This window comes from Mobilicoccus caccae (assembly GCF_030161635.1).
In the GTDB taxonomy this organism is placed as follows: Bacteria; Actinomycetota; Actinomycetes; order Actinomycetales; family Dermatophilaceae; genus Mobilicoccus; species Mobilicoccus caccae.
Genome location: NZ_BSUO01000001.1, coordinates 2,063,349 through 2,080,044, shown reverse-complemented (window position 1 = coordinate 2,080,044; position 16,696 = coordinate 2,063,349). Strand labels below are relative to the sequence as shown.

The 16,696-nt window shown below is 71.7% G+C and carries 18 protein-coding genes and 1 pseudogene; 18 read left to right on the top strand and 1 reads right to left on the bottom strand.

The window, feature by feature from the left end; genetic code table 11:
- The first annotated feature begins 68 nt into the window (after positions 1-68).
- From hisD to QQK49_RS10025, 7 genes are all read left to right on the top strand, one after another.
- Entirely contained in the window at positions 69-1,451 is a 1,383-nt protein-coding gene (gene hisD, locus QQK49_RS10055) for a histidinol dehydrogenase (protein WP_284303790.1), read from the top strand.
- Positions 1,448-2,734 carry a histidinol-phosphate transaminase gene (locus tag QQK49_RS10050; protein ID WP_284303788.1) on the top strand — a complete coding sequence of 429 codons (1,287 nt, stop codon included), beginning with the start codon at positions 1,448-1,450 and terminating at the stop codon, positions 2,732-2,734. Before hisD ends, QQK49_RS10050 begins: the two co-directional genes overlap by 4 nt.
- Positions 2,731-3,342 (top strand): imidazoleglycerol-phosphate dehydratase HisB, encoded by a 612-nt coding sequence (hisB, locus tag QQK49_RS10045; protein ID WP_284303787.1) that lies wholly within the window; start codon positions 2,731-2,733, stop codon positions 3,340-3,342. The genes QQK49_RS10050 and hisB overlap by 4 nt, the downstream gene beginning before the upstream one ends.
- Entirely contained in the window at positions 3,323-3,982 is a 660-nt protein-coding gene (locus tag QQK49_RS10040; RefSeq protein ID WP_284303786.1) for a hypothetical protein, read from the top strand. The genes hisB and QQK49_RS10040 overlap by 20 nt, the downstream gene beginning before the upstream one ends.
- Positions 3,983-4,069: 87 nt before the next feature.
- Positions 4,070-4,714: an imidazole glycerol phosphate synthase subunit HisH gene (gene hisH, locus QQK49_RS10035; RefSeq protein WP_284303785.1), complete on the top strand. Its 645-nt coding sequence runs from the start codon at positions 4,070-4,072 to the stop codon at positions 4,712-4,714.
- Between the two features lie 64 nt (positions 4,715-4,778).
- Positions 4,779-5,531, top strand: a complete 753-nt coding sequence (priA, locus tag QQK49_RS10030; protein ID WP_284303784.1) for a bifunctional 1-(5-phosphoribosyl)-5-((5-phosphoribosylamino)methylideneamino)imidazole-4-carboxamide isomerase/phosphoribosylanthranilate isomerase PriA — start codon at positions 4,779-4,781, stop codon at positions 5,529-5,531.
- Complete coding sequence (locus tag QQK49_RS10025; RefSeq protein WP_284303783.1) at positions 5,528-6,385, top strand: SseB family protein; 858 nt, start codon at positions 5,528-5,530, stop codon at positions 6,383-6,385. Before priA ends, QQK49_RS10025 begins: the two co-directional genes overlap by 4 nt.
- A gap of 112 nt (positions 6,386-6,497) precedes the next feature.
- Here QQK49_RS10025 and QQK49_RS10020 read toward each other — a convergent pair whose 3' ends face one another.
- On the bottom strand, positions 6,498-8,105 hold the full coding sequence (locus QQK49_RS10020; protein WP_431310529.1) for a catalase: 1,608 nt from the start codon (positions 8,103-8,105) through the stop codon (positions 6,498-6,500).
- 588 nt (positions 8,106-8,693) lie between these two features.
- Between QQK49_RS10020 and infC the strand changes: the two genes are divergently transcribed.
- The 11 genes and pseudogenes from infC (at position 8,694) to QQK49_RS09980 (ending at position 16,660) form a co-directional block, all read left to right on the top strand.
- A complete protein-coding gene (gene infC / locus QQK49_RS10015; RefSeq protein WP_348536259.1) occupies positions 8,694-9,293 on the top strand; it encodes a translation initiation factor IF-3 in 600 nt (199 codons plus the stop codon).
- 83 nt (positions 9,294-9,376) lie between these two features.
- Positions 9,377-9,571: a 50S ribosomal protein L35 gene (gene rpmI / locus QQK49_RS10010; RefSeq protein ID WP_284303782.1), complete on the top strand. Its 195-nt coding sequence runs from the start codon at positions 9,377-9,379 to the stop codon at positions 9,569-9,571.
- Between the two features lie 66 nt (positions 9,572-9,637).
- Positions 9,638-10,024, top strand: coding sequence for a 50S ribosomal protein L20 (rplT, locus tag QQK49_RS10005; RefSeq protein ID WP_284303781.1), 387 nt, complete (start codon positions 9,638-9,640; stop codon positions 10,022-10,024).
- A 14-nt stretch (positions 10,025-10,038) separates the two neighbouring features.
- Positions 10,039-10,881, top strand: coding sequence for a TrmH family RNA methyltransferase (locus QQK49_RS10000; RefSeq protein ID WP_284303780.1), 843 nt, complete (start codon positions 10,039-10,041; stop codon positions 10,879-10,881).
- A complete protein-coding gene (locus QQK49_RS09995) occupies positions 10,878-12,089 on the top strand; it encodes a sensor histidine kinase (RefSeq protein ID WP_284303779.1) in 1,212 nt (403 codons plus the stop codon). Before QQK49_RS10000 ends, QQK49_RS09995 begins: the two co-directional genes overlap by 4 nt.
- Positions 12,090-12,172: 83 nt before the next feature.
- Positions 12,173-13,261: a phenylalanine--tRNA ligase subunit alpha gene (gene pheS, locus QQK49_RS09990; RefSeq protein ID WP_284303778.1), complete on the top strand. Its 1,089-nt coding sequence runs from the start codon at positions 12,173-12,175 to the stop codon at positions 13,259-13,261.
- The gene (locus tag QQK49_RS22790) at positions 13,261-13,656 is read left to right on the top strand and encodes a hypothetical protein (RefSeq protein ID WP_348536155.1); all 396 of its coding nucleotides are present in this window, start codon (positions 13,261-13,263) and stop codon (positions 13,654-13,656) included. Before pheS ends, QQK49_RS22790 begins: the two co-directional genes overlap by 1 nt.
- A pseudogene (locus QQK49_RS23255) lies at positions 13,641-14,458 on the top strand (phenylalanine--tRNA ligase beta subunit-related protein); the annotation flags it as partial. The gene QQK49_RS22790 and the pseudogene QQK49_RS23255, both read left to right, overlap by 16 nt.
- A gap of 27 nt (positions 14,459-14,485) precedes the next feature.
- A complete protein-coding gene (locus QQK49_RS22775; protein WP_348536258.1) occupies positions 14,486-15,886 on the top strand; it encodes a phenylalanine--tRNA ligase subunit beta in 1,401 nt (466 codons plus the stop codon).
- The gene (locus QQK49_RS22770; protein WP_348536154.1) at positions 15,879-16,031 is read left to right on the top strand and encodes a hypothetical protein; all 153 of its coding nucleotides are present in this window, start codon (positions 15,879-15,881) and stop codon (positions 16,029-16,031) included. Before QQK49_RS22775 ends, QQK49_RS22770 begins: the two co-directional genes overlap by 8 nt.
- Positions 16,028-16,660, top strand: coding sequence for an SDR family NAD(P)-dependent oxidoreductase (locus QQK49_RS09980; RefSeq protein WP_348536153.1), 633 nt, complete (start codon positions 16,028-16,030; stop codon positions 16,658-16,660). The genes QQK49_RS22770 and QQK49_RS09980 overlap by 4 nt, the downstream gene beginning before the upstream one ends.
- Positions 16,661-16,696 lie beyond the last annotated feature (36 nt).

The following is a 16,696-nucleotide window of genomic DNA, read 5'->3' as shown; positions in this document are numbered from 1 at the left end:
CACCCCACGCGGTGGGGGACGAAATGCCGCCCGCATGCGTTGTCGGTGGCTCCTCCTAGAATGCTGCGGTGATCTCCCGACTCGATCTTCGAGGCACCGCCCTGTCCGACCTCGACAACCGTCGCCTGCGCGAGGTGCTGCCCCGCGCCGACTTCGACGTCGCGGACGCCCTGGAGGTCGTCCTGCCCATCTGTCATGCGGTGCGCGGCCGCGGCGCCGCGGCCGTCCGCGAGTTCGGTGAGCGTTTCGACGGGGTCGTGCCCGATCGGCTGCGCGTGCCCGCCGAGGTGTCGGCGGCCGCGCTGGAATCCCTCGACCCGCAGGTGCGGGCGGCCCTGGAGGAGTCGATTCGCCGCGCCCGCCTCGTCCACGCCGACCAGATGCCGGCCGAGCACGTCACCGACGTCGCCCCGGGCGGCCGGGTCGGGCAGCGCTGGATCCCCGTCGAGCGCGTCGGGCTCTACGTCCCGGGCGGGCTCGCGGTCTACCCGAGCAGTGTCGTCATGAACGTCGTTCCCGCGCAGGAGGCGGGCGTGAGGTCGCTGGCCGTGGCCAGCCCGCCGCAACGCGACAACACCGGGGTGTTCACCGGCTACCCCCACCCCACGGTCCTCGCCGCGTGCGAGTTGCTCGGCGTCGACGAGGTCTACGCCGTCGGTGGTGCCCAGGCGGTGGCGATGTTCGCCTACGGCGCGCGTGAGCCCGGGGTCGGTGCCGACGGCGCCACTCTCGACAACGCCGGCGAGGTCGTCTGCGAACCGGTCGATCTGGTCACCGGACCGGGCAACGTGTACGTCGCCTCGGCCAAGCGCGCCCTGCGTGGTGTCATCGGCATCGACGCGGAGGCCGGCCCCACCGAGATCGCCGTCCTCGCCGACGACTCGGCCGACCCCCAGCACGTCGCGGCCGACCTCATCAGCCAGGCCGAGCACGACACCCTCGCGGCCTCGGTGCTCGTCACCGACTCGGTCGCCCTCGCCGAGGGCGTCGAGACGGCTCTGGCCGAACGGGTCGCCCTCACCAAGCACCACGAGCGCGTCACCGCAGCCCTGTCGGGTCGGCAGTCGGCGATCGTGCTCGTCGACGACCTCGACGCCGGGCAGCGCGTCGTGGACGCCTACGGCGCCGAACACCTCGAGATCCAGACCCGCGACGCCGCGCAGCGGGCCCGCGCCGTGCGCAACGCCGGGGCGATCTTCGTCGGCGCCTCGACGCCGGTGAGCCTCGGCGACTACTCCGCAGGGTCCAACCACGTGCTGCCCACCAGCGGCACCGCCGCGTTCAGCAGCGGACTGTCCGTGCACGCCTTCCTCCGGTCGGTGCAGGTCATCGACTACACCGCCGAGGCCCTCGCCGCCGTGGGGCCGGGGGTCGTGGCGCTGTCCCACGCCGAGGACCTCCCGGCGCACGGCGAGGCCATCCTCGCGCGCACCGAAGGCGGCACCCGATGAACACCACGACCCGCGAGGACGGGCCCGACGGCGTCGACGCCACCCGCGCCGTCGACCCCGCCACCCGCGCCGTCGACCCCGCCACCCGCGCCATCGACCCCGCCACCCACCCGGTCACCCCCGCGGCACAGATCGAGCGTCTGCTCCGCGCCGACCTGCGGGGCCGGACCGCCTACGGCGCACCGCAACTCGACGTCCCGGTGGCCCTCAACACCAACGAGAACTCCTACCCCGTGCCGCCCGAGGTCGTCGAGGCGATCACGCGAGCGGTCTCGGCCGACGCGGCCGGTCTCAACCGCTACCCCGACCGTGAGTTCACCGAACTGCGCGAGTCGCTCGCCGGGTACCTGACCCGCACGGCGGGGGCGTCGATCGACCCGGATCAGGTCTGGGCGGGCAACGGCAGCAACGAGGTCCTGCTTCACCTGCTGCAGGCCTTCGGCGGACCGGGGCGCACGGCGCTCGGGTTCACCCCGTCCTACTCGATGCACCCGATCATCACGCGCACCACCGGCACCACCTGGGTCGACGGACTCCGCGGTGTCCGCCCGACCGACGCCGGGTCGGACGGGTCGCCGGCCGGGCCGGGCGCCCGTTTCGATCTGCCCGTCGAGCGCACGGCGGCCCAGGCCGCCGAGCACGACCCGGCGCTGGTGTTCCTGTGCTCACCCAACAACCCCACCGGCACGGCGCTCGACCTCGACGTGGTGCGGGCCGTGTACGACGCCGCACCCAACGCGGTGGTGATCGTCGACGAGGCCTACGCCGAGTTCGCCCGGCCCGGCACCCCCAGCGCCCTGACCCTGCTCGAGGGACGCCCGCGGCTCGTGGTCACCCGCACCCTGAGCAAGGCCTTCGCGCTCGCCGGCGGTCGCCTCGGGTACCTCGCCGCCGATCCGGCCCTCGTCGACGCCCTGCGACTCGTGCGCATGCCCTACCACCTGTCCTCCACCAGCCAGGTCGTGGCTCGGACCGTGCTGTCCTTCTCCGACGTCATGCTCGGTACGGTCGAGGCCATCAAGGAGCAGCGCGACCGCATCGTCGCCGAACTCCCGTCGCTCGGGTACGAACCCGTGCCGAGCGACGCCAACTTCGTCCTCTTCGGCGGGGGCGACGACGCACCGGCGCTCTGGCGGGCGCTGCTCGATGAGGGCGTGCTGGTCCGCGACGTCGGTCTCGACGGGTACCTTCGGGTGACCGCGGGGACGCCCGCCGAAGTCGATGCCTTCCTCGCAGCACTGGCACAGCACCCACCGCGAGGTGGACGAAAGGACGGTTCATGACCACCGCTGACCACCGCACCGCCACCATCAGGCGTGCGACGTCGGAGAGCCGGGTCGAGCTCACCATCGATCTCGACGGCACCGGCCGCAGCGACGTCAGCACCGGGGTGAGGTTCTACGACCACATGCTCGCCAGCCTGGCCAAGCACAGCCTCATCGACCTGCAGGTGAAGGCCGAGGGAGACATCGACGTCGATGCCCACCACACGGTCGAGGACGTCGCCATCGTCCTCGGCGACGCCATCGCCCAGGCCCTGGGCGACAAGAGCGGCATCTCGCGGTTCGGCGAGGCCACCGTGCCCCTGGACGAGGCGCTCGCCCAGGTCGTCGTCGACGTGGCCGGCCGTCCCTACTGCGTGCACACCGGCGAGCCCGAGGGCCAGCAGTACGTGATCATCGGCGGTGCCTACGTCGGCAGCCTCACCCGGCACGTGATGGAGACCCTCGCCCACCACGCCGGGCTGGCGATCCACGTCCGTGTGCTCGGTGGGCGCGATCCCCACCACATCGTCGAGGCCCAGTTCAAGGCGTTGGCCCGTGCCCTGCGCTTCGCCGTCGCGCGGGATCCGCGTGTGGAAGGGATCCCCAGTGCCAAGGGCGCGCTCTAGGCTCAGCCGCCGGACCGCGACGACGGTCACCGGCGAGGGGATCGTCCTCACCCGGGCCCGGGCCGAGGTCGTGGCGGGATGGGCCAGGCGCGGCCTCGGCCCGCTGGTCGTCGTGCCGGCGCAGGGCTGGACCCTGGTCAGCCCCGGTGGCCGGCCCAAGGCCCGCTACCCCTACGACGACGCCGTCCGCACCCTCGCGGGCCGCCCGGTCTCCTACCGGATGCGCCCGGCGCTGGGGTTCTTCCGCGTCGGCAAACAGGCCGTGGTCACGTTGCACGCCAAGCGCCGCCTCGCGCCCACGCGATGGATGATCTGGACCCCGCGCGACGGCCTCGTCACACCCAAGGGTCTGCCGGTGGCGCGCCCGGCCGACGTGGTGCGCGCCGCGGGGTCGGACTCGCCGGAGGTGCTCGCGCGGGTGGAGGAGATCGTCGGAGACGTCGGAGCCGGTGCGCCGGAGATCCTGGCGGCCCTGCTCGGCGTGCTCGACCTGCCCGGCCTCGACGTGCTCACGGGCCGGGCCGTGGCCGCCGACCTGCCCGAGGCCCGCCTGATCGTGCCCGCCGACCGCTATGCGCGGGCCTTCGACAAGATCGTCCGGGAGCGACGGCTCGACCAGGACGACGACCGGACGGAGTGAGATGACCGACACCGGCACACCGCAGCAGGGCTCCCCGGCGCAGGCCCCGGAACCGATCCCGTCGGGCGACGGGGGTCCGTCGCGCCCGTGCAGGGACGACCGCATGTCGTCGTGCTCGACTACGGCAGTGGCAATCTGCGGTCCGCGGTGCGGATGTTGGAGCGGCTGGGCGCCGAGGTCGAGCTGACCTCCGTGCGCGATCGGGCGATCGGCGCCGACGGCCTCCTCGTGCCCGGCGTCGGCAACTTCCACGCGTGCATGGCCGGTCTCGACGCGGTCGAGGGCCGGCGCATCGTCGACACCCGTCTCGCCGGCGGCCGGCCGGTCCTCGGCATCTGCGTGGGGATGCAGGTGCTCTTCGAGACCTCGGCCGAACCCAGCTCGGCGCCGCTGCCCGGGCTGGGGCAGTGGCCGGGTGTCGTGCGGCGGCTCGAGGCCGGGGTCGTGCCCCACATGGGCTGGAACAGCGTCGACGTCCCGTCGGGGAGTCGGTTGTTCGCCGGTGTGGAGGACGAGCGCTTCTACTTCGTGCACTCCTACGCCGTCCGTGAGTGGACCCTGCACCCCTCGGGCCCGTTCGAGGTCGTCGCGCCGCTGGTCACCTGGTCCGATCACGGCGGCCGGTTCGTGGCGGCGGTCGAGAACGGCCCCCTGTCCGCCACCCAGTTCCACCCCGAGAAGTCCGGTGACGCCGGAGCCCGCCTCGTGCGCAACTGGCTCGAGTCGCTCTGAGCCGGCGCCCGCACGATCCGCCCGACAGATCGCTCTGCTCGACCCCACCCCGACAAGGAGACGCATGACCACCCCCAGCACCTCCGCCCAGCCGATCCTCGAGCTCCTGCCCGCGGTCGACGTCGTCGACGGCCGGGCGGTGCAACTCGTCCAGGGTGTCGCGGGCACCGGCGGGGAGTACGGCGACCCGTTCGAGGCGGCGACGGCCTGGCAGGACGCAGGAGCCCAGTGGCTGCACCTGGTCGACCTCGACGCGGCGTTCGGTCGGGGCAGCAACGCCGAGCTCCTCGCCGGCATCGTCGGACGGCTCGACATGCAGGTCGAGCTCTCCGGCGGGATCCGCGACGCCGAGAGCCTCGAACGGGCCCTGGCCACGGGGTGCCGGCGCGTCAACATCGGCACCGCCGCTCTGGAGGACCCGGAGTGGACGGCGTCGGCCATCGCCGAGTACGGCGACCGGATCGCCATCGGTCTCGACGTGCGTGGCACCACGCTGGCCGCGCGGGGCTGGACCCGTGAGGGCGGCGACCTGTGGGAGACGCTGGCGCGTCTGGACTCCGAGGGCTGCAGCCGGTACGTCGTCACCGACGTCGCCAAGGACGGCATGCTCGCCGGCCCCAACATCGACCTGCTGCGGGAGGTCTGCGCCCGCACGGACACCCCGGTCGTCGCCTCCGGCGGCGTCTCGACGTTGGCCGACCTCGCGGCGCTGCGCGAGTTGGTGCCGCTGGGTGTCGAGGGGGCGATCGTCGGCTCCGCGCTCTACCAGGGCGCGTTCACCCTGCCGGAGGCGCTCGACGTCGCGGGTCGGCCGTGACCGGCGGCGTCGACAGCGGCGGCATCCCGTTCGCGGGGCGGCAGCTGAGCGACCCCGGCTTCGCGGGCGACGACGGTCGGTCCGATCCCGACCTCCTCTCCGCGCTCGAGGCGCTCACGCGTGACGGTTCGGCCGAGAACGTCGCCGCGACCCTGCGCCTGCTCTCCACGGCGAGAGTCGTCGTGCCCGTCGTCGCCGCGCCCAAGGGCACCCCGGTGCAGCACCACCCCGGTTCGGGGGCCGGGCAGCCTCACGACGAGCACCAGCACGAGGGGCACGGGCACGAGGGGCACGGGCACGACCGGCCGAGCGACGGCACCGAGATGGCCACGGTCACCCTGTCGGCGACCGACGGCAGCAGCAAGGCGATGCCGGTGTTCACCGGCGTCGACACGCTCGCCGCCTGGGACCCCACGGCCCGCCCGAGCCCTACGCACGTCCCCGACGTGGCGAGGTCGGCCATCGAGGACGGCTGCGACACCCTCCTCGTCGACCTCGGTTCTCCGCACGCCGCGGCCCTGCCGCTGTCGCACCTGTGGGCGCTGGCGCAGGAGCGTCCGTGGATGCCGCCGCACGAGGACCCCGTGGTTCGGCTGGCGGTCGCCGAGGCCGCCCAGGGCCTCGACGGTCTGCTGCGCGCCGGTGCCGAGGACGGCACCGCGACCCACGGACCGGACGTGCTGCGCCTGGTCCTCGTCCTGCGTCCGGGCCTCGACCAGGCCCGCGTCGAGCAGATCGCCCGCACCATGGGTGAACGCCTGGCCGGTGACCCCGAGGTGCGGATCCGCATCGACGACCTCGCGATCGTGCTGCATCGCGGCGACTCCGGAGAACCGGACGGCGGGGACGGCTGATCCGCACGGCGCGACCCGGTGAAGACGACGCACGTCGGCACCCGGACATGACGAGACCGGCGGCCCCCTGAGGGGACCGCCGGTCTCGTCGTTCAGTGCTGGTCAGCGGGTGTCAGTTGCCGGCCTGCGTCTTGGGCTCGACGAGGACGCCCTCGGCGGCCTGCTTGGCCTCGTCGTCCTCACCTCCCGGGTTGTCGCCGCCCGAGCCCTGAGCGACGAGTTCGCGGATCTTGGCGCCGCAGTCGGCGTCGACCTGCTCCCAGTACCAGAAGGCACGCTCGAGCACCTCGCCGTGCACCCCACCGAGGAGGTGGCCGGCGACGGTCTCGCAGAAGCGGGCACGCTGCTCGTCGTTCCAGACCTCGCGCACCAGTCGACCGGCCTGGCCGAAGTCGTCGTCCTCGGGGTGCAGTTCGTAGGCGCTGCGCACGATCTCGCCGTCGGCCTCCCAGCCGACCTCGTCCGGCCCTTCCTCCGCAGAGAACGGGCGGCCCTCGCTGTTGGGGGCGTACGTCGGCTTGTCGTCACCGAACTGCAGGTAGTTCATGTGGCCGTCGAAGTTGTAGACGTCGAAGCCGTTCTCATGGCCCTGCATGCCGCGCGGCTGGTTGACGGGCAGCTGCTCGGAGTGGGTGCCGACGCGGGCGCGGTGGGCGTCCGCGTAGCTGAACACGCGGGCCAGCAGCATCTTGTCGGGGGAGAACCCGATGCCCGGCACGGTGTGGCTGGGCGCGAACGCGGCCTGCTCGATCTCGGCGAAGTGGTTCTTGGGGTTGCGGTTGAGCGTCATCCGCCCGACCTCGATGAGCGGGTAGTCGCCGTGCGGCCACACCTTGGTGAGGTCGAAGGGGTTGAACCGGTAGTTCTTGGCGTCCTCGTACGGCATGAGTTGCACGGACAGGCGCCAGCTCGGGTACTCGCCGCGCTCGATGGCCTCGAAGAGGTCGCGCCGATGGAAGTCGGCGTCGGCTCCGGCGATCTTCTCCGCCTGCTCGCCGGTGAGGCCCTGCACGCCCTGCTCGGAGTGGAAGTGGTACTTGACCCAGTGCTTCTCACCCGCGGCGTTGGCCCACAGGTAGGTGTGGGAGCCGTACCCGTTCATGTGTCGCCAGGAGCGGGGCAGGCCGCGGTCGCCCATGAGGTAGGTGACCTGGTGCGCCGATTCGGGCGTGAGGCTCCAGAAGTCCCACTGCATGTGGTTGTCGCGCAGGCCCGAGTCGGCCAGGCGCTTCTGGCTGCGGATGAAGTTCTGGAACTTCATCGGGTCGCGCACGAAGAAGATCGGGGTGTTGTTGCCGACGAGGTCGAGGTTGCCCTCGGTGGTGTAGAAGCGCAGCGAGAAACCGCGGACATCGCGCCAGGTGTCGGGGGAGCCCAGCTCGCCGGCGACCGTCGAGAAGCGTGCGAGCATCTCGGTCTTCGTGCCCGGCTGGAACACCGCGGCCCGGGTGTACGCCGACACGTCACCGGTGACCTCGAACTCACCCCAGGCGCCGGAACCCTTGGCGTGAGGCTTGCGCTCGGGGATGTTCGAGCGGTTGAACTTGACCATCTGGTCGACGAGATGGGTGTCGTGCAGCAGCAGGGGACCGTTGGCGCCGACCGACAGGGAGTGCCGGTCGCTGACGGCGGGGGCGCCGTGCGCCTGCCGGGAGCCGCTGGTGTCCACGGACTGGCCGCCGGGCATGTCTCCGGAGCGCGGAGTGGTGGGGGTCGACATGCGTGAACCTCTCTTTGATCGATCGGTCGGGCGTACGCTGACAACGCTAGTCGTCTCCACCGACATTTACGGCAACAATGTGATTGGTCTTTTCGATCGACGTCATTGATCGTCGTCGTGCTTCGGATCGGACGGCCTCGGGTCCGACCACCTCGCAGGATCCCGTCATCGACCCGCGGATCGCGGGAGACGACGCCTTTCCACGTGCGAATCTCACATCCGCCCAGGCTCTCGGTTGGTCACGCGATGACCGGCTGGTACCCTTGTCGGTGATCGGTCGTGTCGTGCCGACGCCTCCCGCTGCTGCGGGATGTCGCGCCGACCAGCACGACTGCCCCAAGAGAAGCCGCTCACCACGCTTCCACCCGTCGCTCGCCTCAGATCGCCGGGTCGCCGAGACACCGTCAGGTGTTCGCTCCGGTGCCGCTGGATCTTCCGGCGGCCACCGAGCCGTGCGGCGGTGGTGATCCGGCCTTTCGCGGGGAGCCCGCGAAGGGCCGTCGTCGTTTCCGGCACCGGATGCCGCCCGACGGTCGGCCTCTCGAGGGTGGCACGTCCGAACGACAGTATTGAGACAAGGAGCTCGACATCAGCGAAGCCCGCATCAACGACCGGATCCGCGTTCCCAAGGTCCGACTCGTCGGACCCAACGGCGAACAGGTCGGCATCGTCCTCATCGACGAGGCGCTCAGGCTGGCCGGGGAGGTCGACCTCGATCTCGTCGAGGTCGCCCCGATGGCCAACCCGCCGGTCTGCAAGCTCATGGACTACGGCAAGTACAAGTACGAAGCCGCGCTGAAGGCCCGTGAGGCTCGCAAGAACCAGGTCAACACGGTCATCAAGGAGATCAAGCTCCGTCCCAAGATCGACCCGCACGACTACGGCACCAAGAAGGGCCACGTCGAGCGGTTCCTCAACGCGGGGGACAAGGTCAAGGTGACGATCATGTTCCGCGGTCGCGAGCAGTCACGACCCGAACTCGGGTTCCGGCTGTTGCAGCGGCTCGCCGAGGACGTCGCCGACATCGGCTTCGTCGAGAGCTCGCCCAAGCAGGACGGCCGCAACATGATCATGGTCCTCGGCCCGACCAAGAAGAAGGCCGAGGCCAAGGCCCAGCAGCGTCGCCAGCGCGACGAGGCGGCGGCGGCCGAGGGCATGAGCGAAGAGACGGCTCCCGCAGGCTCCTGAGGCCCGCATCACCGACCCGTCGGCGGCGACGCCGACGGCGGGTCGCGCACGACCACCAACGAAGACTCCAAGGAGACGGCACCATGCCGAAGATGAAGTCGCACAGCGGAACCAAGAAGCGCTTCCGCATCACGGGCAAGGGCAAGGTCATGCGCGAGCAGGCCGGCGGTCGTCACCTGCTCGAGCGCAAGTCGAGCAAGTTCAAGCGCAGCATCGCGAACGACGTCGAGCTCGCCGCGCCGGACGCCAAGAAGGTCAAGAAGCTTCTCGGCAAGTAAGTCCGCCCCGTCGCGTGGCACTCCGCGCAGACGCCCTACCGCACCAAGATCACAAGGAGACATCACGTGGCACGCGTGAAGCGGGCAGTGAATGCCCAGAAGAAGCGTCGGGTGACCCTCGAGCGCGCCAGCGGTTACCGCGGGCAGCGTTCGCGCCTGTACCGCAAGGCCAAGGAGCAGGTCACTCACTCCCTCGGCTACGCCTACCGCGACCGCAAGGCCCGCAAGGGTGACTTCCGTCGCCTCTGGATCCAGCGCATCAACGCTGCGGCCCGCGCCAACGGCATGACGTACAACCGGTTCATCCAGGGCCTCAAGGCCGCCGAGGTCGAGGTCGACCGTCGCATGCTCGCCGAGATGGCGGTCAACGACCCCTCGACGTTCGCGGCTCTGGTGGAGATTGCCAAGGCCAACGTGCCGGCGTCCGACGCCCAGAACACCGACGCCGCCTGAGCCTGCCTCGAGCAGTGTCGTCCGACCGGGCCAGGGATCCGCTCACCAACCCGCGCGCCGAGCGCGTGCGCAAGGTGGCGGCCCTGGCCCGTCGTGCTGTCCGGGCCAAGGAGGGGCTGTTCCTCGTCGAGGGCCCGCAGGGGGTGCGTGAAGCGGTACGGCACCGCCCGGATCTGGTCCGCGACGTCTACGTCGATCTCGACGCGGCTCAGCGGTTTCCCGAGATCCTGCAGGACGCCGAGCAGGCCGGCCTCTTCGTCCACCCGGCATCCCCGCAGGTCCTTGCGGCCATGGGCGATGCCGAGACCTCACAGGGTGTGCTCGCGGTCTGCCGCACCCTCGACGTCCCGCTGAGCGAGGTACTCGCCGCGCAGCCGGCCACGATCGCCGTGCTGGCGCACGTGCGCGACCCGGGCAACGCGGGCACGGTCCTGCGGTGCGCCGACGCCTCCGGTGCCGACGCCGTGGTCCTCACCGAGGCGAGCGTCGATCTCTACAACCCCAAGGTGGTCCGCTCGACGGCCGGGTCGCTGTTCCACGTCCCGGTGGTGATCGGGGAGCCGGTCGCCGAGGTGATCGCCCAGGTGCACGCGGCCGGCATGATCACCCATGCCGCCGACGGGACCGGCGCCGTCCTCCTCGACGAGGCCGACCTGGAGCACCGCCACGCCTGGGTGTTCGGCAACGAGGCGTGGGGCTTGCACGAGGAGGTGCGCGAGGCGTGTACCGACGTCGTGCGTGTGCCCATCCACGGCCGCGCGGAGTCCCTCAACCTGGCGATGGCCGCCACCGTGTGCCTGTACGAGTCGGCCCGCCGTCGGGCCCCGATCACACCACCAGGTACGGTGCGCGTGTGAGCAGGGACGACTCGCTGATCTCGGGGGCTGGGTGCGACGCGGAGGCCGTCCTTTCCTGCCTGCCCGACGGGGTCGTCGTCGCCGACGAGCACGGACTCGTCCAGCTGGTCAACCCGCGGGCGGCCAAGCTGCTGGGGCGCCGGCCCGAGGACGTCGTCGGTGAACGCGTCGTGGAGGCCCTTCCGCTGCTGGACGCGGCCGGACACTCCTGGTGGACCTGCTGCGATCCCTGGGACGGATTGGCCACCCGCACCGGTCATCGCGAGCGGTTGCTGCTGTTGCCCGGTCGCGGACAGGTGCTGGTGACGATGCGGTACGTGCGCGCCGAACCCCTCGGGCCGGTGGTGCGCGTCGTCGTCGCCCTGCGCGACACCGACGCCCGCCGACGGGCCGAGACCGAGAACGCCGAGCTGATCTCGATGGTGGCCCACGAACTGCGCGCCCCGCTGGCGTCGGTCAAGGGCTTCTCGAGCACGTTGCTCAAGCGTTGGGACCGGTTCACCGACACGCAGAAGCACCTGATGATCGAGACCATCGAGGCCGATGCCGAGCGGTTGGCGCGGCTGATCCACGAACTCCTCGACGTCTCACGGCTCGACACGAGCCGGCTGCGTCTGGACCGTCGCCGCGTCGACCTGCGTGAGGTCATCGTCCGCTGCGTCGAGCGCCTGGTGGCCTCCGGCCTGGACCCCAGCCGGTTCGAGATCCGCATCGACGACGACCCGTGCCGGGCCGGGACCGACGGCACGGGCCCGGCAGGCGCGGGCACGGCCGAGGTCGACACCGAGGTCGACGCTCCCACCGACCCCCTCCCCGCCACGGACGAGGTCGACAGGGCCGACGTCCTCGTGTGGGCCGACGCCGACCGGCTCGATCAGATCGTCACCAACCTGCTGGAGAACGCCGTGCGGCACGGGGCGGGCACCGTGCACGTCTCGGTCTCGCCGCAGAACCCCGGGACGGCCGAGGGGTCGAGCCCCATGTGGATCGTGTCGGTGGCGGATGAGGGTGAGGGGATCCGGCCGGAGCAGTACGCGCTGGTCTTCAGCAAGTTCTGGCACGGGTCGCGCCGGGGCAGTACGGGCCTCGGGCTGTACCTCGTCCGGGGGCTGGTGGAGGCACACGGCGGTTCCATCAGCGTCGACCGGGCGCCCGAGGGCGGGGCGTTGTTCCGCTTCGCCCTGCCGCGCGCCTCCACCGCCCGCTGAGCATCGCCGCAGGTGGCGGGGCGACGCGCCCGAGCGCCGAAACCCCTTTCCGCTCTCGCGAGGCCCCCACTTAGGATCGAGGCGTGTCCGGACCCAACACTTCTTACGACCCCGTCGAGGTCAGCGCCCTCTCACCCGAGCAGATCGAGGCCGACGTCGCTGCGGCGCTCACCGCCGTCGCCGCGGCCCGCGATCTGGCCGAACTCAAGGAGGCCCGCCTCGCCCACGCCGGTGAGAAGAGCCCGCTGGCTCTGGCCAACCGCGAGATCGGGGCCCTGCCTCCGAGTGCCAAGGCCGACGCCGGCAAGCGTGTCGGTGCGGCGCGCGGCCGGGTGGGCGCGGCCCTGAAGGAGCGGCAGGCCGAGCTCGAGGCCGAACGCGACGCGGCGATCCTCTCCGAGGAGACCATCGACGTGACCGTCACGCCTCCCTTCCGGCGGGTGGGTGCGCGTCATCCGATCAGCCTGATGACCGAGAAGGTCGCCGACATCTTCGTCGGCATGGGCTGGGAGATCGCCGAGGGCCCCGAGGTCGAGGCCGAGTGGTACAACTTCGACGCGCTCAACTTCGCGCCCGATCACCCGGCGCGCGACATGCAGGACACGTTCTTCGTCGACCCGCCGACCTCCGGGCTGGTGCTGCGCACCCACACCTCGCCGGTCCAGGCGCGCACGCTGCTGCAGCGGGACACCTCGCTGTTGCAGCGTGACCTGCCCCTGTACGTCGCGGTGCCCGGCCGCGTGTACCGCACCGACGAACTCGATGCGACGCACACGCCGGTCTTCCACCAGGTCGAGGGCCTGGCCGTCGACCGCGGGCTGACGATGGCGCACCTCAAGGGCACGCTCGACCACTTCGCCCGCGCCCTGTTCGGGTCCGAGGCGACGACGCGGCTGCGGCCCTCCTACTTCCCGTTCACCGAGCCCAGCGCCGAGATGGACCTGTGGTTCCCGCAGAAGAAGGGCGGGGCCGGCTGGATCGAGTGGGGAGGGTGCGGGATGGTCAACCGCAACGTGCTGCGCGCGGCGGGCATCACCGACCCCGAGATCACCGGGTTCGCGTTCGGCATGGGCATCGACCGTGCCGTGATGCTGCGGCACGGGGTCACCGACATGCACGACATCGTGGAAGGCGACGCGCGGTTCTCCGCCCAGTTCGGAATGGAGATCTGATGCTGGCGCCCGTCGAATGGCTGCTGGAGCTCGTCGGGGTCGACGAGCCGGTCAGCGGTGAGCGCATCGCGGCCGACCTCGTGCGCGTGGGCCTGGAGGAGGAGGCGATCCACGGCGGCGACCTCACCGGCCCGCTCGTCGTGGGCCGGGTCCTCGACGTCACCGACGAGCCGCAGAAGAACGGCAAGACGATCCACTTCTGCCACGTCGACGTCGGCGATCACGGGCAGCGCGCGCAGGCCGGGGAGATCCCGCGGTCACCCAGGAGATCGTCTGTGGTGCCCACAACTTCGGAGCCGGCGACCTCGTCGTCGTCGTGCTGCCCGGCGCCGTGCTGCCGGGCGGGTTCGCGATCTCGGCGCGCAAGACCTACGGCCACATGTCCAACGGCATGATCTGCTCGGCCCTCGAACTCGGGCTGGGCGAGGACCACGACGGCATCATCGTGCTGTCGGAGTACTTCGCCGACCGCCCCGAGCTCCTGGCCTCGCTGCAGCCCGGCGACGACGCGATCGCGCTGCTCGGCCTGGACTCCGAGACGGTGGAGGTCAACGTCACCCCCGACCGCGGCTACTGCTTCTCCATGCGTGGCATCGCGCGGGAGTACGCGCTGTCCACCCACGCGGAGTCCTTCCGCGACCCCGCCGGTGCCGACTCGGTGCAGGTGGCGCCCGCGAACGACTCCGGATACCCGGTGCGTCTGGTCGACGATGCGCCGATCCGGGGGAGGCAGGGGTGTGATCGCTACGTCGCCCGCATCGTGCGCGGTGTCGACCCGACCGCGCCCACCCCGGCGTGGATGGCCGACCGCCTCACCAAGTCCGGCATGCGGCCCATCTCGCTGTCGGTCGACGTGACGAACTACCTCATGCTCCTCACCGGGCAGCCCCTGCACGCCTTCGACCTCGACACCCTGTCGGGGTCGATCGAGGTGCGCCGGGCGCGCGCGGGGAGAAGCTGCGCACCCTCGACGACGTCGAGCGCGTCCTCGACCGCGAGGACCTGCTCATCACCGACGGCGGTGACACCCCGTTGGCGATCGCCGGTGTCATGGGTGGTGAGACCTCCGAGGTCTCGGCCTCCACCTCCGCGATCCTCGTGGAGTCCGCCCACTTCGACCCGATCACGGTGGCCCGCAGCTCTCGCCGGCACAAGCTGTCGACCGAGGCGAGCCGCCGCTTCGAGCGTGGGGTCGACCCCGCTCTCGCGCCGGTCGTCGCCCAGATGGCCGTCGACCTGCTCGTCGAACTCGGCGGCGGCACGGCCGACCCGGATGCCACGGACGTCGACCGCACCTCCCCGCCGCAGCCGATCTCCTTCGACACCCGTGACCCGTGGCGACTCGTCGAGCCGGGTGAGGACGGCTTCGTACCCACCGGGCTCGACCACGACTCCGTGATCGGTCACCTGCGCTCGATCGGGTGCGAGGTCGAGGCGGCCGGGGACCCGTCCGACGCGCTCGGATTCTCGCGCGTGCAGGTCACCCCGCCGACCTGGCGTCCCGACCTGGCCGACGGCCCGGACCTCATCGAGGAGGTCGCTCGGCTGCGCGGCTACGAGCGCATCCCCTCGATCCTGCCGACGGCGCCCGGCGGCCGCGGCCTCACCCGCGGCCAGCGCGCGCACCGTCTCATCGGTTCGGTCCTCGCCGGCCTGGGCCTGACCGAGGTGTGGTCCTACCCGTTCGTCTCCGGGGCCGTCTTCGACGCGCTCGGGCACGAGGCGGATGACGAGCGTCGCCGCGCCCTGCGGATCGCGAACCCGTTGTCGGACGAGGCGCCGCTGATGCGGACCTCCGTCCTCGACAGCCTGCTCGCGACGCTGCGCCTCAACCTCGGGCGGGGAGCCGGCGACGTCGCCCTGTACGAGGTGGGGCTGGTGTTCCTGCCGGGTGCCGACCCGGTGGCCGCTCCCGTGCCCGCCGTGGGTGAGCGCCCCGAGGACTCGGTCCTCGAGGCGATCCAGGGGGCCGTGCCGCCCCAGCCGCGGCACGTCGCCTGGGTGATGACGGGGCAGGCGTCCCCGGCCGGACCGTGGGGCCCCGCCCGCCCGGTCGACGCGGCCGAGGCCATCGGTGTCGCCGTCGAACTCGGCCGGGTGCTCGGTGTGGTCCTGCGTCCCGAGGCCGCGGTCCGCACGCCCTGGCACCCCGGACGCTGCGCCGCGTTGCGGGTCGTCGGCGGGCCGTGCGACGGGCAGATCATCGGGTACGCCGGAGAGCTGCACCCCAAGGTGTGCGGCGCCGTCGAGGTGCCCGAGCGCACCTGCGCCGCCGAGCTCGACCTCGACGCCCTCGTGCTCGCCGCGGGTGAATCGGTCACCGCTGCACCGTTGTCGACCTACCCCGTGGCCAGGACCGACGTCGCGTTGGTCGTCGACGAGCACGTCCCGGCCGGTGACGTCGAGGCCGCGCTGCGGTCCGGCGCGGGGGAGTCGCTGGAGTCACTCGTGCTCTTCGACGTCTACACCGGTGACCAGTTGGAGCACGGCACCAAGTCGCTCGCCTTCCGCCTCGGGTTCCGCGCCGCGGACCGCACGCTCAAGACGGGTCAGGTCACCGCCCTGCGCGACGACGCGATCTCCGCCGCGCGCAAGGCCACCGGAGCGGAGTTGCGTGGTGCCTGAGTCGGAGTCGCAGTCGCAGCCTGTAGCGGTCGTCACCGGCGCCTCCCGGGGCATCGGTGCCTTCCTCGCCGCCGCGTTCGAGCGGGCGGGGTACGTCGTCGAACGCAGCTCGCGCTCGGGCGGCGGCGCCGAGGAGTCGAGGTGAGGTGCCTGGACGTCACGGATGCCCGCGCCGTGCAGGACTACGTGACCGACGTCGTGGCGCGGCGCGGTCGCATCGACGTACTCGTCAACAACGCGGGCGTCATCGACGCCGAGGTCCCGTTGTGGGAGGCCGACGTCGAGCAGTGGTGGCGCACGGTCGAGGTCGACGTCCGGGGCCCGTTCCTGCTGAGTCACGCCGTCGTCCCGCACATGCTGCGGGCGGGCTCGGGCCGCGTGGTCAACCTCAACTCCGGCGCGGGTGTCCGCAGCAGCGCCGTCGCGACGGCCTACTACGTGGCCAAGACCGGCCTCGGTCGCATCACCGGGGCGCTGCACCTGGGCGGGTACGACGACGGCCTGCGCGCCTTCGACCTCGCCCCCGGGGTGGTGCAGACCGACATGACGGAGTCCATGGACGCGCACGCCGACCGCACGGAATGGACCTCGCCGGCCGAGGTCTGCGACCTGGCCCTGGCGCTCGCGTCGGGCGAGCTCGACGCCTGGTCGGGGCGGATGGTCCGGGCCGGGGTGGACACCCCGGAGTCGTTGAAGGCCGCCGAAACCCGGCTCACCTGGGACAGCCGGCACGTCGTGCTCATGCCGTGGGGGGACGACGATCCGCTGACCTGACAGCGGTGAATGCTCTCGCATGATCTTGTATAGTCA

Bases quoted from the DNA above. Each gene is read 5' to 3' on its own strand.
- QQK49_RS10050 (WP_284303788.1), top strand. From the start codon at position 1,448: ATGAACACCACGACCCGCGAGGACGGGCCCGACGGCGTCGACGCCACC.
- hisB (WP_284303787.1), top strand. From the start codon at position 2,731: ATGACCACCGCTGACCACCGCACCGCCACCATCAGGCGTGCGACGTCG.
- priA (WP_284303784.1), top strand. From the start codon at position 4,779: ATGACCACCCCCAGCACCTCCGCCCAGCCGATCCTCGAGCTCCTGCCC.
- QQK49_RS10020 (WP_431310529.1), bottom strand. From the start codon at position 8,105: ATGTCGACCCCCACCACTCCGCGCTCCGGAGACATGCCCGGCGGCCAG.
- rpmI (WP_284303782.1), top strand. From the start codon at position 9,377: ATGCCGAAGATGAAGTCGCACAGCGGAACCAAGAAGCGCTTCCGCATC.
- QQK49_RS22790 (WP_348536155.1), top strand. From the start codon at position 13,261: ATGCTGGCGCCCGTCGAATGGCTGCTGGAGCTCGTCGGGGTCGACGAG.
- QQK49_RS22775 (WP_348536258.1), top strand. From the start codon at position 14,486: ATGGCCGTCGACCTGCTCGTCGAACTCGGCGGCGGCACGGCCGACCCG.